This window comes from Rheinheimera baltica DSM 14885, assembly GCF_000425345.1.
Classification (GTDB): Bacteria; Pseudomonadota; Gammaproteobacteria; order Enterobacterales; family Alteromonadaceae; genus Alishewanella; species Alishewanella baltica.
In genome coordinates, this window is record NZ_AUDG01000026.1 from 16388 (window position 1) to 39703 (window position 23316).

Annotated in this window: 24 protein-coding genes; 7 read left to right on the forward strand and 17 right to left on the reverse strand. The window is 44.0% G+C overall.

From position 1 onward, the window contains the following. Nucleotides 1–76 precede the first annotated feature (76 nt). The 14 genes from H595_RS0110230 to dapA all read right to left on the reverse strand — a co-directional run bounded on the left by H595_RS0110230 (nucleotide 77) and on the right by dapA (nucleotide 14699). The gene (locus H595_RS0110230; RefSeq protein ID WP_027671132.1) at nucleotides 77–1321 is read right to left on the reverse strand and encodes an SAM-dependent methyltransferase; all 1245 of its coding nucleotides are present in this window, start codon (nucleotides 1319–1321) and stop codon (nucleotides 77–79) included. Beyond that, a complete protein-coding gene (locus H595_RS0110235; protein WP_027671133.1) occupies nucleotides 1318–2067 on the reverse strand; it encodes a DUF1365 domain-containing protein in 750 nt (249 codons plus the stop codon). Before H595_RS0110235 ends, H595_RS0110230 begins: the two co-directional genes overlap by 4 nt. After that, nucleotides 2067–3323: an NAD(P)/FAD-dependent oxidoreductase gene (locus tag H595_RS0110240; protein WP_027671134.1), complete on the reverse strand. Its 1257-nt coding sequence runs from the start codon at nucleotides 3321–3323 to the stop codon at nucleotides 2067–2069. The genes H595_RS0110235 and H595_RS0110240 overlap by 1 nt, the downstream gene beginning before the upstream one ends. Nucleotides 3324–3351: 28 nt before the next feature. After that, nucleotides 3352–3792, reverse strand: a complete 441-nt coding sequence (locus tag H595_RS0110245; protein ID WP_027671135.1) for a nuclear transport factor 2 family protein — start codon at nucleotides 3790–3792, stop codon at nucleotides 3352–3354. Continuing rightward, nucleotides 3789–5210 (reverse strand): deoxyribodipyrimidine photo-lyase, encoded by a 1422-nt coding sequence (phrB, locus tag H595_RS0110250; RefSeq protein WP_027671136.1) that lies wholly within the window; start codon nucleotides 5208–5210, stop codon nucleotides 3789–3791. Before phrB ends, H595_RS0110245 begins: the two co-directional genes overlap by 4 nt. A gap of 1 nt (nucleotide 5211) precedes the next feature. Beyond that, nucleotides 5212–6153 carry a YbgA family protein gene (locus tag H595_RS0110255; protein ID WP_027671137.1) on the reverse strand — a complete coding sequence of 314 codons (942 nt, stop codon included), beginning with the start codon at nucleotides 6151–6153 and terminating at the stop codon, nucleotides 5212–5214. 145 nt (nucleotides 6154–6298) lie between these two features. Next, nucleotides 6299–6595, reverse strand: coding sequence for an integration host factor subunit alpha (locus H595_RS0110260; protein WP_027671138.1), 297 nt, complete (start codon nucleotides 6593–6595; stop codon nucleotides 6299–6301). Nucleotides 6596–6597: 2 nt separating this feature from the next. Continuing rightward, the gene (gene pheT, locus H595_RS0110265) at nucleotides 6598–8985 is read right to left on the reverse strand and encodes a phenylalanine--tRNA ligase subunit beta (RefSeq protein WP_027671139.1); all 2388 of its coding nucleotides are present in this window, start codon (nucleotides 8983–8985) and stop codon (nucleotides 6598–6600) included. Nucleotides 8986–9000: 15 nt separating this feature from the next. Then, a complete protein-coding gene (gene pheS, locus H595_RS0110270) occupies nucleotides 9001–9981 on the reverse strand; it encodes a phenylalanine--tRNA ligase subunit alpha (protein ID WP_037054404.1) in 981 nt (326 codons plus the stop codon). 110 nt (nucleotides 9982–10091) lie between these two features. After that, nucleotides 10092–10787 carry a DnaA regulatory inactivator Hda gene (gene hda, locus H595_RS0110275; RefSeq protein WP_027671141.1) on the reverse strand — a complete coding sequence of 232 codons (696 nt, stop codon included), beginning with the start codon at nucleotides 10785–10787 and terminating at the stop codon, nucleotides 10092–10094. Further along, a complete protein-coding gene (locus tag H595_RS22050) occupies nucleotides 10787–11857 on the reverse strand; it encodes a DUF2066 domain-containing protein (protein WP_051219831.1) in 1071 nt (356 codons plus the stop codon). Before H595_RS22050 ends, hda begins: the two co-directional genes overlap by 1 nt. An 8-nt stretch (nucleotides 11858–11865) precedes the next feature. Beyond that, the gene (locus H595_RS0110285; RefSeq protein WP_027671142.1) at nucleotides 11866–12498 is read right to left on the reverse strand and encodes a YchE family NAAT transporter; all 633 of its coding nucleotides are present in this window, start codon (nucleotides 12496–12498) and stop codon (nucleotides 11866–11868) included. Nucleotides 12499–12720: 222 nt separating this feature from the next. After that, nucleotides 12721–13776: an outer membrane protein assembly factor BamC gene (gene bamC / locus H595_RS0110295; protein ID WP_027671143.1), complete on the reverse strand. Its 1056-nt coding sequence runs from the start codon at nucleotides 13774–13776 to the stop codon at nucleotides 12721–12723. Nucleotides 13777–13817: 41 nt separating this feature from the next. Then, entirely contained in the window at nucleotides 13818–14699 is an 882-nt protein-coding gene (gene dapA / locus H595_RS0110300; RefSeq protein WP_027671144.1) for a 4-hydroxy-tetrahydrodipicolinate synthase, read from the reverse strand. Nucleotides 14700–14882: 183 nt separating this feature from the next. On the opposite strand from dapA, the gene H595_RS0110305 reads away from it, so the two are divergent. The 3 genes from H595_RS0110305 (at nucleotide 14883) to H595_RS0110315 (ending at nucleotide 17102) form a co-directional block, all read left to right on the forward strand. Next, a complete protein-coding gene (locus tag H595_RS0110305; protein WP_027671145.1) occupies nucleotides 14883–15407 on the forward strand; it encodes a glycine cleavage system transcriptional repressor in 525 nt (174 codons plus the stop codon). Nucleotides 15408–15419: 12 nt separating this feature from the next. Next, nucleotides 15420–15884, forward strand: coding sequence for a thioredoxin-dependent thiol peroxidase (bcp, locus tag H595_RS0110310; RefSeq protein ID WP_027671146.1), 465 nt, complete (start codon nucleotides 15420–15422; stop codon nucleotides 15882–15884). Nucleotides 15885–15992: 108 nt separating this feature from the next. Then, a complete protein-coding gene (locus tag H595_RS0110315) occupies nucleotides 15993–17102 on the forward strand; it encodes a PQQ-dependent sugar dehydrogenase (RefSeq protein ID WP_027671147.1) in 1110 nt (369 codons plus the stop codon). Between the two features lie 71 nt (nucleotides 17103–17173). Here the strand turns inward: H595_RS0110315 and H595_RS0110320 are convergent, their stop codons facing one another. Continuing rightward, a complete protein-coding gene (locus H595_RS0110320; RefSeq protein WP_027671148.1) occupies nucleotides 17174–18247 on the reverse strand; it encodes an AI-2E family transporter in 1074 nt (357 codons plus the stop codon). Between the two features lie 212 nt (nucleotides 18248–18459). Between H595_RS0110320 and bepA the strand changes: the two genes are divergently transcribed. From bepA to H595_RS0110340, 4 genes are read left to right on the forward strand one after another with little or no spacing between them, the layout of a single operon-like run. Then, nucleotides 18460–19908 (forward strand): beta-barrel assembly-enhancing protease, encoded by a 1449-nt coding sequence (gene bepA, locus H595_RS0110325; RefSeq protein WP_027671149.1) that lies wholly within the window; start codon nucleotides 18460–18462, stop codon nucleotides 19906–19908. A gap of 34 nt (nucleotides 19909–19942) precedes the next feature. Next, complete coding sequence (gene arsC / locus H595_RS0110330; RefSeq protein ID WP_027671150.1) at nucleotides 19943–20290, forward strand: arsenate reductase (glutaredoxin); 348 nt, start codon at nucleotides 19943–19945, stop codon at nucleotides 20288–20290. Then, nucleotides 20287–20865, forward strand: a complete 579-nt coding sequence (wrbA, locus tag H595_RS0110335) for an NAD(P)H:quinone oxidoreductase (RefSeq protein ID WP_027671151.1) — start codon at nucleotides 20287–20289, stop codon at nucleotides 20863–20865. The genes arsC and wrbA overlap by 4 nt, the downstream gene beginning before the upstream one ends. A 2-nt stretch (nucleotides 20866–20867) precedes the next feature. After that, nucleotides 20868–21287: a DUF2069 domain-containing protein gene (locus H595_RS0110340; RefSeq protein WP_027671152.1), complete on the forward strand. Its 420-nt coding sequence runs from the start codon at nucleotides 20868–20870 to the stop codon at nucleotides 21285–21287. Nucleotides 21288–21291: 4 nt separating this feature from the next. On the opposite strand, the gene H595_RS0110345 is transcribed toward H595_RS0110340, so the two are convergent. Then, nucleotides 21292–22056, reverse strand: a complete 765-nt coding sequence (locus H595_RS0110345) for a substrate-binding periplasmic protein (protein ID WP_037054408.1) — start codon at nucleotides 22054–22056, stop codon at nucleotides 21292–21294. Between the two features lie 44 nt (nucleotides 22057–22100). Further along, nucleotides 22101–23300, reverse strand: coding sequence for a DNA recombination protein RmuC (locus H595_RS0110350; RefSeq protein ID WP_027671154.1), 1200 nt, complete (start codon nucleotides 23298–23300; stop codon nucleotides 22101–22103). Between the last annotated feature and the right edge of the window lie 16 nt (nucleotides 23301–23316).

A 23316-nucleotide genomic window follows, 5' to 3' on the forward strand; every position in this document is an offset into this window, starting at 1 on the left:
AGGGTAAGTGTGAAAGTGAAAACGTGTTAAGGCAACGCATAACTCACAGCACTACCTTATCGTGCAAATAGTACGCTTAAATAACGTTACGATTCTGTGGTTTCGACAGGACAACATGTACCGCACTGGTCGCACGCTCCAGAAACCCGCCCTCGCAATAACACAAATAAAAATGCCATAAACGAACAAAGTTATCATCGTAACCCAGATGATGTACCTTATCGCGGGCATGCATAAAATTATCACACCAATCTTTTAGTGTTCTGGCATAATCAAATCCAATGTCCTGCAGGTGCCTTACTACGAGGTCTGTCTTTCTGCCAATGGCGTCAGTCATTCGGCTAACAGATGGCAAACATCCACCGGGAAAGACATAGCGTTTGATGAAGTCGACTTCGCGAACATATTGCTGATACCGTTGATCTACTATGGTTATGGCTTGCAATACCATTATGCCATCAGGTTTTAGCAAGTTTGCGCATTTCTCAAAATAGGTATCTAAGTAATCCTCTCCGACCGCTTCTATCATCTCAATCGACACTAATTTATCGAATTGGCCACTCAGGTCACGATAATCATTAAACAATATGGTAATACTATCTTGTAAGCCTAACTGTTCTACACGGGCTTTTGCATAATCAAACTGCTGTTGCGAAATAGTCGTAGTGGTTACCTTACAGCCAAAATGTTGTGCGGCGTAAATTGCCATGCTGCCCCAACCCGTGCCAATTTCCAATAAATGATCTGACGATTTCAGCTGTAGCTTTTCACAAATTAGTTGCAGCTTATGCTGCTGTGCTTTTGCCAGATCGGTATTAGCGTCAGGGTAGACAGCACTGGAATACATCATGCTGTCATCCAAAAACAACCGATACATGTCATTACCTAAATCGTAGTGCGCCGCAATATTTTTCTTTGCCTGAGCCTTAGAATTACGGTTGCGCCAATCCATCATTTTAAGCAATGGTCGTCCCAACCGGGTAATCGCAGAATCAAGCTTGTCTAATGTCTCAAGGTTTAATGCAAAAATGCGTACCAACGCCGTAAGATTATCACATCGCCACCAGCCCATAATGTATGCTTCACCGCCCCCAACCGAGCCTGCCATAACAAGCTTCTTATAAAAACCAGGATCTACAACAGTGATCACTGTTTTTAAGCTAGCGTGTTCATCACCAAATCTAAGCCGTTGATTACCTTCGATTACGGTGATATCACCAAACTTAAGTTTACTAAAAAAGTCCAACGCAAACTTACGACACAATCGATCAAACCAGGTAAGGTTCGTAAATTGAGAGGCTTCTGTCAGGCTTATTGTCATGCATTGGTATCCTTTGTCTTTGGGTGGGCATGCACTGGTATACGTTTTACCAATAGTTTAAGTGCGTGCCAATATATACGTAATAAAACCTGTACGTTTTGCCATGGTTGCCGGATCAACCAACGTTTACGCCATTGCTTAGTCAAACTGTGTCTTTTTAACGTGATCCAAGCACTAAAAATGTGCTTATCCGCTTGGGTATTACGAATACTGCAGAGCAAACTATCGTCAGGCGATGAAATTTGCCAATGATACTGCATGTCCATTGGATTAAATGGCGACACATGAAATGCTTTTTGATGCTGGTAATGCTGCTGTTCAGGTTGAATTTTTTGCAAATAGTAGTGACGCTCATTCCAAGGCGTATTTGTTACTTCAGCGAGTAAGTAACAAAAGTTATTTTGTGCGTCGTAACAGTAGTACAGTGTTATAGGGCTAAAATAAAGCCCCCAGTTAGCCAATGGGGTCAGCAAATAAATCTGGCTTATAAGTTTCTCACCACCAAGCAGTTTTACTTTGTCCCTAACAGCGTCTGCAATATTGCTAGCGCCGGTAAGATAGTCTTTTCGCCGATAACTTAATGCACCAAATCTCTCCAACTGAATGCCATTGTGCGCTAAGGCAGTACGCGTTAATGCCGCACTATCCAACCAATAGTAGGCTAAAGGATAGGAAAAGCCGTGCTCGCGAGGTAACAATCGAAGATGACCTACCTCGCCTTGATACACTGCATGGCCAGACTGCATTAAAATTGAACTCCTAACTGCGCTGCTACATCAACAGCGCTTTTTGCACCATCCTCATGAAAACCGTTATACCAGTAAGCGCCGGCAAAAAAGGTATTATTTTGCCCACTGATGCTATTGCGCTTGGCCTGAGCTGCTAATGTCGTGTCGTTATATACAGGATGTGAGTAATGGTAAACACCTAAAATTTTATCTTTCGCAATAGCTTCACTGTGGTTTAACGTTATACAAAACGTAACGGGTGCGGTAATACCTTGCAATAAATTCATATTGTAAGTCAGGGTTGCCCGCTGCGTTTCACTGGCATCCAAGTTATAATTCCAAGCCGCCCAAGCGCGCTTACGTTTTGGTAACAGGCGAGTATCCGTATGCAAAACCACCTCATTTTGTTGGTAAGCAATATCGCCCAATACTGCACGTTCTTCGTTGGTTGCATTATCACCTAGTAACGCTAATGCTTCGTCACTATGGCATGCTAATACCACTTTGTCATACTGCTCTTCACGACCATCGTCAAAACGAATGGTAACACCGTTTTGGCTTCGCTCAATTGCAATGATTTGTTGATTGAGTTTAACGCTGTCGCTGCCCAGTTTCGCTAACAACGCATCAACATAAGTTTTTGAACCGCCTTTAATTACTGCCCACTGCGGCCTGTCTGTTACATTAAGCAAACCATGGTTTTGGAAAAAACGTAGAAAAAACCGTACAGGAAATGCCGGCATATCAACCAAACCTGCCGACCAAATAGCAGCGCCCATGGGTAGAAGATAATTCTCTTTTATCGCTTTGCCAAAACGGTGCTTTTGCAGAAACTCCCCTAAAGAAAGTTCAAGATCAGCTGCATCTTCTTGCAACAATCGTTTACCTAGTGCATTAAAGCGCACAATGTCACGCAACATTAACCAAAACGAGGGACGAAGTAAATTACGGCGCTGAGCAAACAAACTTGTTAAAGTATTGCCATTGTATTCTAAGTTTTTAGCCGGATTCTTTACCGAGAAACTCATTGTGGTGTGCTTGAATTCTACACCCAACTCGGCAATAAAACGGTTAAAAATAGGGTATGTCCAATTGTTAAACACAATAAAGCCAGTATCCACAGCATAGCGTTTACCTTCTACTTCAACGTCCTTTGTTGCGGTATGTCCACCAAGATAATTATTCGCTTCGAGCAATGTTACATCATATTTTTGTTGCAACAAATACCATGACATCATGCCTGAAATGCCACCGCCAACTACTGCTATTCGCATACTGCTTCCTTTTGCTGACCTCTTATCATTAAGAACTTGCCATTCGTTGTTTAACTTTATTGGTAACCCAACCTAACCCCGGTAAATGTTGGTACACCATTTCATCTAAATCATAATAATCACGATGATAAATAATAACGCCGTCTTGCCAACGCAGCACTGAACAACCGTCTACTTCAATAATTTTGCCTTTACCAATAGCCGGATGTGAAAAGCGCATTTTCCAACTTAAAAAACCCTGCTCACCCTGCTCCATTTTATCCAGCCCAACAAACTCACTGTATTTTAATCTTGCATAAGCATGCTCAAAATAGTGACTTAATGAGTGCAAGCCATGTATTTCATGCACAGGGTCGATAAACACCACGTCAGGGTGATACACCTCAGTCAAACGCTGCATATTTTGACTGGATAACCCGTTATAAAAGGACAAAAAATTTTCAATGCGTGGTGCCGCTACTATATTCATGCGTTTTTCTTGACCTCTGCAAAAATCTCTAAAGTATGCTTGCGTGCAGTTGCATGGTCGACAACAGGCGAGAAATAACTTTTTACCCCACCTAACGAATGCGGCCAGTGTATAGCCTTACCTTGCAGTTTGCTTAGCTCTGGCACATACAAACGAATAAACTCGCCTTGCGGATCAAACTTTTCACTTTGGCTTACTGGGTTAAAAATACGAAAATATGGCGCAGCATCAGTACCGGTAGAGGCCGCCCATTGCCAGCCACCGTTGTTTGCAGCAAAGTCGCCATCAATTAACTTTGACATAAAATATCGCTCGCCCCAGCGCCAATCTATATGCAGGTCTTTAACAAGGAAACTTGCGGTAATCATCCTTAAACGGTTATGCATCCAGCCGGTTTTATTAAGTTGTCTCATCGCGGCGTCAACAATAGGGAAGCCGGTTTGACCTTCACACCACGCTTTAAACAATGCTTCGTTATTGCTCCAGCGAATGCCGTCAGTTTCTGACTGAAAAGGTTTGTGCTTTATCAGGTTTGGGTAAGCCACTAATATGTGTTTATAAAATTCACGCCAAATAAGCTCTGAAAGCCATATTTCAGCACCCGATTTATCGCTTTGCCAGCTATCTTTGGCCTCTATTTGCAAACGGGCAACACATTGTGCTGGTGAAATAACGCCAATGGCGAGATAAGCTGATAATAGTGAAGTGCCATCTATAGCAGGAAAATCACGAGCAGTGTGATAAGCTCCGACCTTTTCCTGACAAAACTGCCGCATCTTACCCAACACCTCCACTTCATCTACAGACCATGCAGCTGAGCTGTTATCACCTGACTGCATTTCATCAAACTCAGGTAGCACAATGGTATTAATAGCTAATGGCTTAGGCTTTGGGTAACAACGCATGCCATGCTGTTTGAGGGCCGCCAGCCAATTTCGCTTAAAAGGGGTAAATACTTTGTATATGTCGCCTTGCTGAGTTCTTACGGAGCCTGCCGGCATGATGCACTGGGTGTCAAACTCAATATACTGACCGCCACTGTCGACCAGAATTGTCTCGACTTGCTTGTCACGAAGCTGCTCACGAAGTTCATATTCACGCTGAACAAATACAGACAGCTTATAATGCTTAACAAGCTGGACAAACACTTCGCCTACCTGTTTATAATCATTGCCTTCAACTGCAATTAACGGAATATTAAGAACCGCTAACTCTGTTTTTAGTTGCATAACACGCCGACGAATTAAATCCTGCTTAATTAATGCCATATCATGCTGCTGCCAGCTATCAGGAGTGGCAATAAAAAGTGCAACAAGCGGGGAGCCGTTTCGGGTTGAATGCTCTACTGCGCTATCTAACACTGCATTATCATAGGCACGCAAATCATTACGAAACCACACTACGTTAAGTTGCTGCATATCAGGCTCTCAATCCCAGGTTTTCAGGGTAAGGTGAAAAATAACGTTGCGCACTTACATACTCGTTGGGATGCTCAGACAAATGGTGTTGCAGTAACGTAATTGGCGCTAAAAGTGGCACAAACCCCTGCCGATATCGATGAATTAGCTCAGATAATTCTTGTTTTGCTTTTGCCGTTAGCAGATTTTTCATAAATCCCTGCAAATGCTGCAGTACATTACTGTGCAGTTTGCGACTGGCGATATTTTTTAGCGCCTGCATTAGCTCAAGCAAGTAGCGTTGTTGCAGTTCTTCCGGTGAAAACAATTTTGCTTGCGCTACCAAACGACCAAGTTGACGATATGCTACAGGGCTATGCGCCATTACTAAAAACTTATAGCGACTGTGAAAAGCAACGAGCTTGCCTACGCTAAAACCATCACACATAGCCTGTTGAAAATCATGGCAACTGAACACCCGACAAATAAAATTCTCTTTTAACGCCGGATCAAATAACCGGCCATCTTCTTCTACCGGTAACCATGGATACACTTGCATTATTTGTCGCGTAAATATACCCACACCAACTTTGCCAAGACTATCGCCATTAGCATTAAACATTTTTACCCTTTCCATACCGCAACTGGGCGACTTTGCGCAAACGACATATCCGGAGAGATGAGCCAACTGAGGTAATTTTTTCTGGCTAAAGGCAAGCATCTTGTCAGTATGATCGATAGAAGTATTATTGCTTTGTACCAAGTGAACGTTATGTTCATCATCTAGTTGTAAGCGTATTGCCGGGCGTGGTGCGGTCATACCAATCGCCATTTCCGGACATACCGGCACATACTCTACAAGCGGAGCGAGCTGCTGCAGACAAAAAGTTGATGCCTTGTGTCCACCATCATAACGAACTTTTTCACCTAAAACACAAGCACTGATACCTACTTTAACTGACATAACCAACTCATATCCTATTTATTGATACTGTATACTTATCTTAGCGCCTTTCAGATCGGAAAAATGTAGCGCTGCCAAATCAAATGCATAAAAAAACGGCAAGATGCCTTCGCAACTTGCCGTTTATATATTTGATAGCAACAACTTATTTTTTGCTAGTGCCTACTTTTACACGAGACTTTAACTTTTGTCCCGGTCGAAACGTCACAACACAGCGAGCTGATATTGGAATATCCTCTCCGGTTTTTGGATTACGGCCTGGACGTTCATTTTTCACCCGCAGGTCAAAATTGCCAAAGCCCGATAACTTTACCTGATCGCCCGCCTCCAGAGCTGTGCGGATCTCTTCAAAAAAAGCTTCCACTATGAGTTTGGCATCGCGTTTACTAACGCCAAACTTTGTAAACAGACGTTCTGCTAAATCGGCTTTGGTAAGCGCCATTCTTAATCCCTCAACGTTGCGTTGAACTCTTTCCCAAGCGCGCTAACTACTTGATTTACCAACTGTTGGATATCTTTATCTTCCAGGGTACGCGCTAAATCCTGCAGGGTCAAAGCAATGGCCAGTGATTTATAACCCTCTGCCACACCTGCCCCTGTGTATACGTCAAACAATTTTAGGTCAACTAATTGATTTCCGCCAACTTTTTTTATAGTAGCAGCAATATCAGCAAAACGCACCTCTGATTTTACAACTACAGCTAAATCGCGCCGGTTAGCCGGGTACTTTGACAGCTCGCTCGCTTGCACAATATCACGCAACCCAAGCGCGGTAACATCAAGTTCAAACAAGTACGCTTTGCCTTTAATACCCAACTTACGCTCAGCTTCCGGATGAAGTGCTCCCAGATGCCCCACTTGCACGTCATCACGATAAATGACTGCAGTTTGGCCCGGGTGCAGTGCGCTATGCTCACCTGTCTTAAAGTGAAATTGTTCCACCGCTGACGTTTGTGCCAACAACGCTTCAACATCACCTTTTATATCATAGAAGTCGGCGGCCCGGTTTTCCATATTCCAATGCTCATTATGCATGGAACCGACAATAACACCGCCAATTACTGGCACCTGACGTACACCACCTTCAGCAGCAGTATCAGGAACAAACGTTAATCCATATTCAAACAAACGAATTCTGCTTTGCTGCCGGTTCTGATTGTATTGCACCGTTTGCAGCAAACCAGGCCACAAATTTAATCGCATAGCAGACATGTCTGTTGAAATTGGGTTTGGCAGTACTAATGCCTGCTGCTCTGGAAACAATTGCTGTTGAACTTTAGGGTCAACAAAACTATAAGTAATCGCTTCTTGGTAACCGCGATCGACTAACACAGTACGCAAACGCTGTATGTTCAATTCAGCTTCACGGAAAGTACGCATTTTCAAACTGGCCTGTGGTGCAATATTCGGAATATTGTTGTAGCCGTGAACCCGTGCAACTTCTTCAATTAAATCTTCTGCGATACGGATATCAAAACGATATCCGGGCACCGAAACCTGCCAGCCATCATTAGTCTCTAACACGGTTAAACCTAAACGATTAAATATAGCGGTAACATCGGCTTTTATCAGGCTAACACCTAAAATTCGCGCTAATTTACCCTCGGTCAACGTAATATCGGGTACCGTCGGTAAATGCGTTTCTGATACCGCCTCAACCACAGGGCCAGCCTCGCCACCACAAATTTCAATAAGCAATGCTGTCGCACGTTCCATAGCGCTATGTTGCAGCTGAGGATCAACACCGCGCTCATAACGATGTGATGCATCGGTATGCAAACCATATTGGCGCGCCTTGCCCGCTATGGCCAGCGGTGAGAAAAATGCACTTTCTAAAAACACATCAGTTGTTTCTGCGGTAACACCGCTGTACAAACCACCAAAAATACCGGCCATAGCTAAGGGTTTGTTGTTGTCAGCAATAAGCAAAGTATTCGCTTTTAATTCCACTTCAGTTTCATCAAGCAACACCAACTTTTCGCCTTCATTGGCAAAACGCACATTGATATCACCATCAAGCTTCGCTAAATCAAAGGCATGCATTGGATGGCCCATCTCCAGCAACACATAATTGGTAATATCAACCACAGCATCAATACTGCGAACACCGCAACGACGTAATTTTTCAGTAAGCCACAATGGACTAGCAGCTTTTACATTAATATTGCGTACTACCCTGCCTAAATAACGCGGGCAAGCATCAGGTGCACTTAACGTAATGCCTTTGGTATCGGCAATAACCGGACTAACTGGCGAAATAACGGGCTCACAAACTTGCAATTTATTAAGCACGCCGACTTCACGCGCCAGCCCTTTGATACCAAGGCAATCAGCCCGATTAGGCGTTAAATCGACTTCAATGATCCGATCATCAAGCTGCAAATAGTCACGCACATTTTGGCCAATAGGGGCGTCTTTTGGTAGCTCAAGAATGCCGTCAGAATCATCTGCCATACCCAACTCAGAAAAAGAGCACAACATGCCATGAGACGGTTGACCGCGAAGTTTAGCTTTCTTAATAACAAAATCACCAGGTAACACTGCGCCAACTGTTGCTACAGCGACTTTTAGTCCAACCCGGCAGTTTTTTGCACCACAGACGATATCTAACAGCGCCTCACCACCGACGTTAACTTTGGTTACCTGTAACTTGTCTGCATCAGGGTGTGGTCCACACTCAACAACTTCACCTACAACAACACCAGTAAACTCGCCTGCAACTGGCTCGATACCATCGACTTCAAGGCCAGCCATAGACAATTGTTCAGATAAGGTGTTGGTGTCAATAGCTGGGTTTACCCACTCGCGTAACCAGGCTTCACTGAATTTCATTTAAATTAACTCCGCTTATCTGAACTGTTTTAAGAAACGTAAATCATTTTCGAAGAAGGCACGTAAATCGGTTACACCATATCGCAGCATGGTAAGACGCTCGACGCCCATACCAAAAGCAAAACCACTGTAGACTTCAGGATCGATACCAACGGAACGCAACACATTAGGATGCACCATACCGCAACCTAACACTTCCAACCATTTGCCGTTTTTACCCATTACATCAACTTCGGCTGAAGGCTCAGTGAACGGGAAAAACGATGGCCGAAAGCGAATTTGCAAGTCTTCTTCAAAAAAGTTATGCAGAAAATCGTGCAGTATGCCTTTCAGTTCGGTAAAACTTACGTCAGTATCAACCATCAACCCTTCCACCTGATGAAACATCGGTGTATGTGTTTGGTCGTAGTCATTACGATAAACCCGCCCAGGCGAAATAATACGCAGAGGGGGTTGCTGCTGCTCCATCGTGCGAATTTGCACACCAGACGTCTGAGTACGCAGCATTAACTTAGGATTAAAATAGAAGGTGTCATGATCTGCCCGTGCCGGGTGATGTTCAGGTATGTTCAATGCATCGAAGTTATGGAAGTCATCTTCAATTTCAGGGCCGTGTTTTACCTCAAAACCCAGTTCAGCAAAAAATGCTGAAATACGTTCAATGGTGCGGGTTACCGGATGCAAACCACCCTGCTCTAAAGACCGACCTGGCAAGGTAACATCAATTTGTTCCTGCGCCAGTTTTGCCGCTAATTGAGCATGTTGCAACAAGTCACGACGGGTATTTAGCGCGTCTTGTACCTTTTGCTTTAATTCATTAATTTCAGCACCGGCCTGCTTACGCTGCTCAGGATCCATCGCGCCCAAAGATTTCAGTAGTTCAGTAATACTGCCTTTTTTGCCAAGAAACTCGACCCGGATAGTCTCCAGAGCCGGAATATCTGCGGCGGCGGCAACGGCCTGCAAGGCGTTTTCCAATATTGCTGTTAGGTTCATGCGTGTCCTCAAAGCAGCTAGGGTTTAGTCGTGTCAAAGCCGCCAATGATACACCAGAATTGCAACTAAACGCAGGCTGTTAAGGCAATTTTTCTACTAAGTTAGTGGTATTAATTAAGAATATCTTTAACAAATGGAATGGTAAGCTTTCGTTGATGCACCAAAGTAGCTTTATCGAGTTTGTCTAGCATAGCTACTAATGCTCGGATATCACGGTCTTGGTGATTCAATAAATAACGCGCAACCTCATCAGGCAAATCGATACCACGCAAGCGGGCTTTTTGTTGCAGTAGTTTTTGTTTATCATCGTCAGTTAGCAAACGCAGCTGAAATGCCGTACACGCCTGTAGCCGGGACACCAAGTCTGCCAACTGAAACCCCAGTTTATGAGGTGCTTCGTTGCCAACAATAATCAATGCTTTGCCTTGTTCCAACATCCGGTTGTACAAATCAAATACCGCAGTCTGCCAGCTAAGTTCACCCGCTATAGCCTGAATGTTATCCAGACACACTAAATCGAGTTGTTCTAAATCATCCAGCAAGCGCGGGCTTAACAGGCGACATTCATCCATCGTCAGCAATTGACTGACTAAACCTTGCTCTTGAGCTTGCACACAAGCGGCATAGAGTAAATGTGATTTACCACTACCACTGGCGCCAAACAAATACACCGGATTTTGCTGCACAGGCTGGTGTAAATAAGTCTTTAAAAACGACACAGCTGCCGTTTGACCCGCAGCGTAGAAACTATCAAGTGTTTCATCTTCTGGTAGTGTAACTGCCAGGGTATATTGCAGCGGCTGCATCAGGGTTTTATATACTCAAATGAAGCCAGCACAGGTTGCAAGGCCGTATTAAGCGCTGCATTATCCAGCATCGTTGTCATATCTTTGAGCTTAAATTGCGGATTAAACTTTAGTGCGCTCATCAGCCCTTCTGCACCAATATTGGTTTGCAGACGATAATAAGCTTGATCCGTTTCAAAACGGGAAATGGTGACATTTGTTACTCCAACCATTTGCTGCAAAAGCTGTTGCACTCTAACTAAATCAGTTAAATTTGTTACGTTTTGTATGACTAACTCAATATCTGCACTGTGTTGCTCAGACATGAGCGTTGCATAACGCTCTGCTAACTGAGACGCCAATACCGATGCAAAGTTATGCATTAAACTCTGTTCATCAGCTGCGGTAACTGTATCTCGGAAGGTTCTGCCGCTATCCTGACGTTGCCAACTTAGGCGCAATAACGTTTTATCATTTTCGCTAACTTCATCAACTGTAACGGCTAATATAACATCGGCACCATAGCGAACACTTGCTTGATTAATTTGCTGCCAAAAACCAGCCCATACGTCCGTTTCAGATAAATTAAGCAAATCATCCATGTCATATAATGGCTGCAGCAACGGCAAGCCAGCAAACAAAAAGGCTTGATGCAAAGCGACATTCAGCGGCTGATCCGCCCGGCGAACAAAGGTACGCTCACCTTCTTTTTGCTTTATCTGCCAGACAAGTATATCTGGACGTAATGCTCCCCATACGGCAATGTTATGTTGTTGTAGTAGCTGATTAACCTTTGAAGCATCAAGTAACACACGCATTCTATTGCCATCAGCTGTCCGTACTGACTTAAACTGTTTTATGTATACGGATGCACGCTTTGATTCTTCTTTTATTTCAGGGACTAAATCTATATCAGCTTTACCACTTACCCGAATAAGTACTTGAATTAATGCTTGCTGTTGCCAAACATCATTGCCGCCCTCTGCAGCTACATCAGCTTGATACAAATCATTTATCTGTCCAGCACTTACCGACTGCAATAAACAAAGGCTAACGAGCGCACTACAAAAAAAGACTATCTTCATCATCATCTAATACCTCAGGCCAATACCGGAAAGATCCCTTTTAACCCCGCACTGATAAACTCTACCGCAATAGCAGCCAGAATCAGCCCCATTACACGAGTAATAATGTTCATACCTGTCTGGCCCAAACGGGCAGATATTTTATCAGCCAGACGCATCAACCCCCAAAGCACCAAACCAATAACGATTAATTCGGCAGACATAATAGCGTAATGTTGCCACCCGTCGCTGCGATTGGCATAAAGAATTATCGAGCTAATTGCGCCCGGCCCTGCCAACATCGGCATTGCAAGAGGAACAACCGCAATAGATTTTCGATGCTCCGCTTCTTCGCGTTCTGCATCTGTATTTTTTGCATTACTCGTTTGGGCATATAGCATTGATATCGCCATTAGCAGGATCAGAATGCCACCACCGACACGAAATGAATTAACTGAAATACCGAAAAAGCTCAGAATAAACTCACCAAAAAACAGAGTAATAAGTAATATGATTGTTGCAGCTTTAGCTGCGCTAGCGGCTGTTTGCCTACGTTCAGATTTGCTATGGCCTTGAGTTAGAGACAAGTAAAGCGGTAAAGCTCCAAGTGGATTCAGAATGGCAAAAATACCAATCAAAATTTTCAAATAGTCCTGAATTTCAAGCATAGATTATCTCCGTAATTGCCAGCGCAGTGTAATGACAAAAGCGGCTTTGTTTCAATGCACAACGATAAAATAAAGCCACCTATGGGTGGCTCTGTAAAAAAAGACAGTGTTAAACGCGCAGCAATCGACGTCAAATTAATGCAAATTTAGCGCGAAATAGTTAACTGTAGTCTTCGACGACGCTTCATTAACGTCGTCAGGTTTGTTAGAGCTGAAAAACGTTTACAGCTCAACTCTTGCCAAACGCGCAGCTTGGGCAAACGGCTCGTACAAAGACAACACGGTTTCAGCATCTAGCTGGGCCCCATCTTTGTCTCTCAAGCTGATCGCAGTCTGTTTATCTACACGGCTTAGAACCAATTGGTAGGCACCATTAGATACTGGCAGCACAGGTTTACTTTCACTTCCCCATAATTTTGACCATAGACCTTGTTGCGGTTTCTCATAGTCAACGTAATAGGTATATATCGAACGATTTTTATCTGTAACAGTAAAGTTAAGCGCGGTGAACAATGTTTCAAGCTGTGACCAGGTGACCTCTATTGGCTGCGGTGTTAGCAATGCTGGATTTCCAGCTGCATCCATACCGGGCTCCATAGCCACATCAGGAATTTTAGATTTATTTGCCGTTGCAATGGTCACTTCCTCTTTACCAATACGGTCAATTATTTGGTTAAGTAGTGCAATTTCCTGACGTTGCTTATCATTACTAGCAAGCTCGCCAGACGGGGTAAAATACTGATGTTCAAGCATCTGAACAGTGACACTGGCAGAGCGGCCATGTGAGCGAGGCTCGATGACAAGACTAAAGCGGGATTGTTCCTGTTTTTGTTCCGACGCCCAAAACCAAAAACCGTCTTCTTCTGACCGTGCGATCCAACCAGTTGTGTAGGTTAACCCACTGCTATCCTGTTGTAACTCAATGCCTTGCTCTGAAAATTGCGTTTGCAGCATTTTATGTAAAAATGGCACAAGATCGCCGGTATAATCGGTGCGATCAAACCAAACCCGAGATAATTTATCACCTTCTTCTACCCGGCTACTCACTGCCGTTGCTAACACTAACGCCGGCGAGCGAATATCAGTTAGCGTGCTAGTTGTTGCAATTTCCGGAACATCAAACTGACCAGGTGCAGCGGGTTTGCGTAAATTATCAGGAACCTTGATAGACGTAAGACTTGCTGACTGACTCGACGTTTCTGTTTGATCAGTTTGTAATAAAGAACAGCCTGTCAGCAACACGCTGGCAACTACACTACCTTTAATCCAATCTTGCACTTTACTACTCCTAAATGTGGTACCGCGAGGTAAATATGCGGTTAAAGCTGAATACCAGCCTGCGTTAATGCTTGTTCGATTACAGTGCCATGAATTGGTTCAAGTTGGGTTAATGGCAATCGCATAAAATCTGATGTTATCAATCCCATTCTACGCAGTGCCCACTTAGTCGGTATCGGATTAGCTTCAATGAATAAGTCATGATGTAACGCCTGCAGTGTGCCATCAATCTGCTCTGCCTGCCTGCGCTCATTAATCAACGCCGAGTGACATAATTGTGCCATGGCTTTAGGCGCGACATTGCTCGTCACCGAAATTACGCCATGGCCACCTTGCAGCATAAACTCGCAAGCCGACGCATCGTCGCCACTTAGTAGCATAAAATCGTCAGGACAAAACTGTTTAAGTTTAACAATCCTTGGCATGGAGCCTGTCGCTTCTTTAATGCCAACAATATTTGCCGTGTTGGCCAGCTCTGCTACAGTTTCAGGCAGCAAATCCACTCCGGTGCGGCCGGGCACATTGTAAAGCAATACAGGTTTATCTGTCGCAGAAGCAACAGCATTAAAGTGCAATATCATGCCTTTTTGCATCGGTTTGTTGTAAAACGGTGTTACCGTAAGAAAACCATCAATTGGCAACTGACTTAACATCTGTGTACGTTCAACGGCTTCAGCTGTTGAATTAGCTCCGTTCCCAGCAATAACGGGGATACGTCCATTTACTTGAGTGCAAACTCTAGCAATAACATCCAGTTGCTCTTTAAAGCTGATCGTTGCGGCTTCACCTGTAGTGCCCATTATGACCAAACCCTGAGTACCATTTTGTAGATGAAATTCGACCAGACGTGCCAAGCTAACATAATCAATGTCACCCGCGTCCGTCATAGGGGTAATCAACGCAACCCAACTTCCTCTGAACATGTCGTTTATTGCCTCAATAATTGCTAAGGGCGCCTATGTTAAAGAGACAATGCACTAAACACAAGAATCCTTCTGACCTTAACGCTATTCAAGACAAACGGATGACATAATCTGGCGGTATGGTAAACTTATTGCCAGCTTTTTTACTCACAATTTTTCGGTTTGCCATCAGGGTTTTATTCTATGCCACAACAACTTGTAGTAACCGCCATCGGCACGGATCGTACCGGTATTGTCAGCAAACTGGCGCGTTTGGTTACCGACTGTAATTGCAACATCATCGACAGTCGAATGGCTATTTTTGGTGGCGAGTTTACATTTATTATGCTTCTTTCAGGCGACTTAGCGGCAATTAGCCGTATTGAACATTTGTTACCTGGCTTAGGGCTGGAACTTGATCTGACCACAATGACCAAACGTACCAGTGCCCATCAACGCAAAGCCGTTGCTGCACATTATGTTCTTGAATACAAAGGCGCCGACCGAGTGGGCACATTAGGTACTATTACCGGTTTATTAGCAAGCAGGCAGGTTTACATTGGTTCTTTACAATCTGAAAGCAAACTAGATGAGTATGGTCAGAGTGTCATGCATACCATGATGACACTTGAGTTGCCAGAAGGTGAACCGGCACAACAAATTGAATCTGATGTTATGGCTTTAGTTCACAGCATGAATTTAACGGGCAGTTTCCATGCCCAAACTTAACAGGAGTTCGCAATGTCTTACTTAGCAGCTGGTGAAATAGTACCAGACTTTACCTTACAAGATCAGCACAATAGCCCGGTTAAATTAAGTAACTTACTGCAACAAGGCCAAGTTCTAGTTTATTTTTATCCCAAAGCCATGACGCCTGGTTGTACCGTCCAGGCATGTGCCCTACGTGATGTTAAAGCGGATTTAACCGCGAAAGGGATTACCATTATTGGCATTAGTACTGATGCACCGGCTAAACTCGCTAAATTTACACAACGGGATGAACTTAACTTTACCTTACTCTCTGATGAAGATCATAAAGTTGCAGACACTTTTGGTGTCTGGGGTGAAAAAAAGTTTATGGGCAAAGTATATGATGGTTTGCACCGCATTAGTTTTCTCATTAACCAAGATAGTACTGTTGCAAAAGTATTTGATAACTTCAAAACTAAAGATCACCATCAGGTCGTGCTTGATTATCTTAGTTAAGTGTTCACCAAAATAGAAAAAACCCTCCTTTGGCAGCAGTTTGTAAACTAAGCTGCATAATTACTGAGATAGCACATCAGGTCTAATTGTTAAGTTATGGAGTTTTACATGTTAAAGCCTCTCCTTTTAACCAGCTTAGTAGCGTCATTGACGCTATCAGCACACGCCGACCCACTGTTGACAGAAAAAGCAGCAGTGCAAATTGAAACCATGGCCACGGGTTTAAACCACCCTTGGGGCATGACATTTTTACCCAATGGCTCAATACTCGTTACAGAGCGTAATGGTACACTGCAGCATATCAGCGCTGACGGTAAAACCCGACAAGCCATTAATGGCTTACCGCAAATTGATGCCAGAGGTCAAGGCGGCTTGTTAGATGTCATTATTGCAGCCGACTTTTCCACAAGCAAAACACTGTATTTCAGCTTTAGTGAACCCGGTACTGGTGGTAATAGCACAGCCGTAGCGCGAGCTAAATTAATTGACGATACCCTAACGGACGTCAGTATTATTTTCAGTCAACAGCCTAAGTATGATAGCCGCCATCATTTCGGCAGCCGATTAGTAATGGACAATAACGGTAAATTGTTTATTACAACAGGCGATCGAGGCAGTGAAAGAACACAAGCGCAAAAGCTTGATAACCACATTGGCAAAGTCATTCACATTAATACCGACGGAACACCAAGCACTGATAACCCTTATGTCAGTCAGGCGAACGCAAAAAAAGAAATCTGGTCTTATGGTCATCGCAATATACAAGGGGCAGCATTGCACCCTCAAACCGGGCAATTGTGGACACATGAACATGGCCCGCAAGGTGGTGATGAGATTAACATTGTGCTACCCGGTAAAAATTATGGCTGGCCATTGATTACTTATGGTGAGGAATACGGTGGTGGTGCTATCGGTAAAACCGCTCAGGAGGGTTTAGAGCAACCGCTGCATTATTGGGTGCCATCAATTGCTCCCAGCGGTATGTTTTTTTATAACGCTGAACTATTTCCAGAATGGCAGAACAATCTCTTCGTTGGTTCACTTAAGTTTGGACAACTTGTTCGGCTAGAGCTCACTGGCGATAAGGTAAGCCATGAAGAACGTATTATGATTGGTCAACGTGTTCGTGACGTAGAACAAGGACCCGATGGCGCAGTGTACCTTCTTACAGACAGCTCCGACGGCCAACTACTGCGCATAATGCCAGCAACGGAGTAAACACTATTTAGCTAGTGTAAATTATGTGATGCACAGCACTTCGCTTTGCATCACATTAATATTATTTTAGATTAGTCTACATTCCCGCTCTGCGGATGTGCTCTTGCTGACCAGGCTTTTACCGTTGCTTTTACCAACGATGCCAATGGAATGGCAAAAAATATCCCCCAAAACCCAAATAACCCACCAAAAAACAATACAGCAATAATAATAAAAACCGGATTTAAATCAACCGCTTCCGAAAATAACAATGGGACAAGCAAATTACCATCCAAGGCCTGTATCACGCCATAAGCTAACATCAGATAACCAAAGTCTGCGGTAGGCCCCCATTGAAAAAACGCGACCAGTGCCACAGGCAGTGTTACTACCGCCGCCCCAATGTAAGGTATCAATACAGATAAACCCACCAAAACCCCTAATAACAGCGGATAATTCAAGCCGAAAATGGCAAAAACGGCATAACTTAAGGCACCAACAATTAAAATTTCAAGAATTTTGCCACGAATATAATTCATGATCTGCGCATTCATTTCATGCCAAACCTGGCTAATAAGCCGCCGTTCTGCAGGCAATATTTGTACAAAGCTGGATGTTAGCTGAGCTTTGTCTTTCAACATAAAAAACACCATCAGTGGCACCAGTACCAAATAAATCAGCAGCGCGACTAAATCAACAATAGAAGCCAGTGACATCTGTAACATATCACGGCCAAATGCCATCAGTCTTTCATCTACCGAGTGCATCAAAATGGTAATTTGCTCAACACTCACGACGCCGGGAAATGACTCAGGAAGGGCCAGTAAGTAGTTTTTTCCCTGGTCGATCATCTGCGGCAAATCACGTAATAAATTTCGCCCCTGGTACCACACTATAGGAATAATCCACATTAATGTTAGCGTGGCCAGGCCAACAAAACCGGCAACCACCATCACCGTACTCGCACTTCGGGATAAACCCAGTCGACTAAGATGAATTACCGGCCACTCCAGCAAGTAAGCAAAAACAATCGCCACCATCACTGGCGCTAAAATGCCACTCAGCCAATAAATGGCCATAAAGCCAAATAATAACAACAAGAATAATGTCACAACCTGAGGATCTGAGAACTTATTGGCATACCATTTTTTCAACCAATCCAGCATATTAAGACTCCAACATCTGACATACGGGCAAAAGTGCCGAAACTCGTAGCAGTATACCGAAGATAATGTAAAATTTGGCGCTTAACTGCCAGATGAATACAAATATATGGTAAATTAACAACCTGTCTGATTTGAACTTAACGCTATTTCACCAGACAAAGCCAACATCATCCTTAGAACAACATGACCTAACAGGGGCAGGTGTTTTTCCAATGAATTTCTCCGTCGTAACCAAACCTGTTTTTATCTGTGTGCTGGTAGCATTAGCGCAAGTTGTGACAATTGATGCTCAAGCAAACTTACCTGATTTAGGCGGTAATGCCTTTAGTACTATAACGCCCGATAAAGAAAAACAATTGGGCGATGTTATGATGCGGCAAACACGTGGTAGCTTGCCTATGGTGTATGATCCGCTGCTGGACGAGTATATTAATTCGCTTGGCAATCGCCTCGTGGCCCGTGCGAACGATGTAAATTTTCCGTTTAAGTTTTATTGGGTAGACAACAAAAACATCAATGCTTTTGCCACACTTGGCGGTAATATCACGTCTCACACCGCCACCTTAGCGGTTGCAGAAAGCGAAAGTGAGTTTGCATCGGTGCTAGCACATGAAATTGCTCACGTTACACAGCGCCACATCGCCCGTTTCTTTGAAGCACAAAGCCAAAAAGCGCCGTTGACGCTAGCGGGGATACTTGGTGCTATTGTTCTGGCTACTGTTAACCCAGAAGCAGGTATGGCCGCAATGATGGCCACACAGGGGGCATCACAACAAGCGGCGATAAATTTTACGCGTAAAAATGAGCAAGAGTCAGACCGCATTGGCATGCAAATATTGGCGGATGCAGGTTTTGATCCGTACGCGGTTCCTAATTTTTTTCGTAAATTAACCGAGCAAAGCCGCTTTTTAAACCAGCAGTTGTCTTTTTTACAAACTCACCCTTTATCACAAAGCAGAGTCAGCGACACCCGACTGCGAGCTGAGCAATATCCCATGCGTTTCGTCGCAGATAGCCAGGACTTTACGCTAAGTCAGGCACGCGTTTTAGCTAGATATCAGTATGGCAAAGACGATGCAGAAACCGTTTTCAGAAAAAAACTAAGTGATCCAGGCGGCAATACCAAAGCCAATCAGTACGGTCTTGCCATCGCATTATTAGATAATGCAAAACTGGATGCCGCACGAAAGGTCATTGAGAACTTACTGGAAAATGACGAACACAACCTGTATTACATTGACGTTTACACCGATATACTTTTGGCACAAAAAGAATACCAGCTTTGCCTAAACATGCTTGAGCAACAATATTTGCTACGCCCAAATAATCAGGTTGTTACACTCAATTATGCCAATGTGGCACTTTCATCTGGCGCTCATCGGCTGGCTATTCACCTTTTAAAAAGTCTGTTGTTTTATAAAAATGACAATATTTTAGCCTATGGCATGTTGGCAGATGCTTACAAAGCTAGTGGTGATTTTGCTAAATACTATGAAGCGCGAGCAGATCTAAGATATCAGCAAGCGGACTATCCGCGTGCTATAGATGATTTAAATGAGGCGTTAAACTATCTGAAATCGGAAGAGAAACTTGAAAACCGACGCCTTGAAGCTAAGAAAAACCAATTACAAACCGAGTTTGACCGGGTACGTCGCATGTAACTTGCGGTCAAATTTACCTTTAACAGGACCTTTAATGTTAAAAATTTACCATAATCCACGCTGTTCCAAGAGCCGTGAAACCCTGAGTTTATTAGAACAACACACTGACAAAATAGACATTATTGAATACCTTAAAACACCGCCAACAGCTGAGGAACTGGCACATTTATTAAAACTGTTGGGACTTAGTGCACGTCAATTATTGCGCAATAAAGAAGATGAGTACAAACAACTTGGCTTGGCAGACAGTTCGCTAACCGACCAACAGTTAATAGAAGCGATGGCTATACACCCCAAACTCATCGAACGCCCTATCGTTGTTCATGGTGATAAAGCGGCAATTGGCCGGCCACCTAGCAACGTGCTGAATTTGCTATCATGACGACTCGTATTTTGGTGCTGTATTATTCACGCCATGGCGCTGTTGCCGCATTAGCTGACAAAATTGCTATTGGTGTAGCACAAGGTGGCTCTGAAGCCATAGTGCGCTGCATACCACCACTGGATCCAGATACTGCAAGCCGTCACGCCATTGTCAGCCAAGATGAACTACGCCAGTGTGACGGGCTGGCATTTGGTAGTCCCGTACGCTTTGGTAATATGGTGGCCGATGCAAAGGCGTTTTGGGATACAACAACCAGTATTTGGCTTAAAGGCGAACTCATCGATAAACCTGCAGGAGTATTTACGTCCTCCGGCAGTATGCATGGCGGAAACGAAGCAACCCTGTTAAGTATGAGCCTGCCGTTATTACATCATGGTATGCTGCTCACCGGCATTCCTTACAGTGAACCAGAGCTGCATCAAACTCAAACTGGTGGGACACCCTATGGCCCATCTCACGTCAGTGGTCACCATGGTGGATCCAAGCTTAGTGTCGATGAGCAACGGCTTGCCCAAGCATTTGGTAAACGTCTGGCTAAGTTGAGCCAGAAACTTAAATCAAACAGGTGTTAACTATGCAACAAACCAGTTTTGTGCCGATGTCTGACAAAACATCGCGTTATTTATTATTGGGAAGATTGGGTTTTGCCGGGCTTTGGTTACTGCAACCGCTTTGGATTTTATTATTAGCACCGCCGCAACTAGGTAATCGCTATGTCCTACTGGCGCTGCTTTGGTTACCTTTGTGGTTACCGTTTTACGGCATAGTTAAGGGGCATGCGTACACATTGGCATGGGCTAATTTTATTGTCATGATATATTTTCTTCACAGCCTGACGAATATGTGGGTAAGCACAGGCTTACATCAATTTTTGTCATTTGTAGAGTTTGCTCTTGCTACGATGATGTTTATAGGTTGCACTTACTATGCACGTTACCGGGGACAGGAACTAGGGTTAAAGATACCGAAACTAAAAGACGACCCACGCAGATAAGGGATTAGCGCTGTAGTTTGGTATAAAACTTCAGTCTCTGTTGAATAAATCCGCTGTTCACTATCTCGTTTAGCGCCGTTTTAATCTGTTGCGCCCGGCGTGGCGAGAAACGGCTCAAACCGCAATATACGCCGGGTGGTTCTGACCAAAGCGGATCAGCTGAAAAACTCTGATCTGCTGACGTCTGAACATAGAAGTGATAGGACAAATCTACAGTCATCACCACATCTAATCGGCCTTGCTTTAACCGCAGCAAATTACTCTCCAGCGAATGAGCATCATCACGAATAACATCGCCTGAACGAAAAACTTGCTCTAGCTCTGGATAAGTAAAGCCACGACTAGTGCCTACCCGCTTGCCTGCTAAATGTTGGATGCCGGTAACCGGCTTCGCCTCGCGTCGGCGCACTAACAACTGCTGAGTTGTAAATAACGCATCCGTCCACAACAAGTCATCTGGTTGTTCAACCCAATCGGGGTTTAAAAAGCACGCTAGATCTGCCTCACCTTGCAACAACCAAGGCTCTACACGTGCCCTGGGCAGGTTAATATAAACCACGGGCAGCTCAAGATATCTTGCCAACTCATCAATGATGTCTTTGCTCAAGCCCGCTTGTAATTGATTATCAGCATTGAAAATGGCATAGGGCGCGGTGTTTGAATCACTAACAATTGCCCTGAGTACATGAGAGACCTGAGAGGCATGAGCAACCAAAGGCAACGCTAAACACAGCAATAACAGATATACCCTTCGTGCTAACGTTTTCATTGACCACCTGTTCAAACAATACATCAATTAGTACTAATATTAGACTAATCACTTTCTTCCAGCCATTCAACCTTCTCTATCTGGCTAAAACGACTGCTTATTTTATGTGCGGATGTATGAATTTGTTTTACATCTACTGCAGCTTGATCAATATGTTTTGCCAGGTTATCAAAACGCCCACGGAAACGCGAAAAATCATCCGCCAGCTTAATGAGATGCTCTTGTATCAAATGAATTTGGCGGCGAGTGGCATCATCTTTCAATACACTTCTGGCAGTTGTTAACACGGCCATAAGCGTGGTTGGTGAGGTTAACCACACACGCCGCCGATAGGCTTCCTCTACAATATCCGGATGATATGCATGCAATTCAGCGAATATCGCCTCAGCGGGTAAAAACATAATGGCGCCATCAGCGGTTTCATTAGCGATGATATACTTGTCAGCAATATCACTGATGTGTTTTTTGATGTCTACTTTAAACTGGCGTTGAGCTAATTTGCGCTCTTCCTGCGTCATCTGAGGATCGGTCATTTTTTTGTAGCTTTCCAACGGAAACTTCGCATCTATTGCGATATCACCACTGGGTTTGGGTAAAAATAACATACAGTCGACAATACGGCCGTTGCTTAGCGTGTGCTGCAAAGAGAAATGCTGCTCGGGTACAACATTTCTAATCAGTGCAGTTAATTGCACCTCACCAAAGGCACCACGTGAGCGCTTGTCAGCCAACACCTCTTGCAAACTCACGACATTGCTGGACAACTCAGTTATTTTTTTCTGCGCGTCATCAATCAATGCGAGGCGCTTCACTATGTCGGTAAACGTTTGGTTGGTTTTTTCAAACCCGTCACTTAAACGCTTTTCAACCTGACCGGCAATGTCTTTTAAACGTTGATCAATACTTTGTGTTAGTTGCTTCACTTGATCTGCCAGCGTCGAAGCTTGATGTTGTAAATTTTTACTTAGCTCAAACCGGGCCGCTTGCTGCGTTTCTGTAATTTTATGTAGTACCTGCAACAGGTTATCTTGCTGCTGTTGCTGCAACTGCTGGCGCTGTAGATGTAATTGCTCTAACAGCTGCTGTTGAAATTGGGCCTGTTGCTGCACTAACTCCAGCCTATTATTCGCTAACTGTTCAGCAATACCGTGATGCGGCCCACGCCTTAAAAACAGTGCCACTAGCACTAGCAAGTTCAGACAGCCTACGCCAACCAGTATATACATCCAATGCGTCGTACTCATAAATCCTCAATTTGGG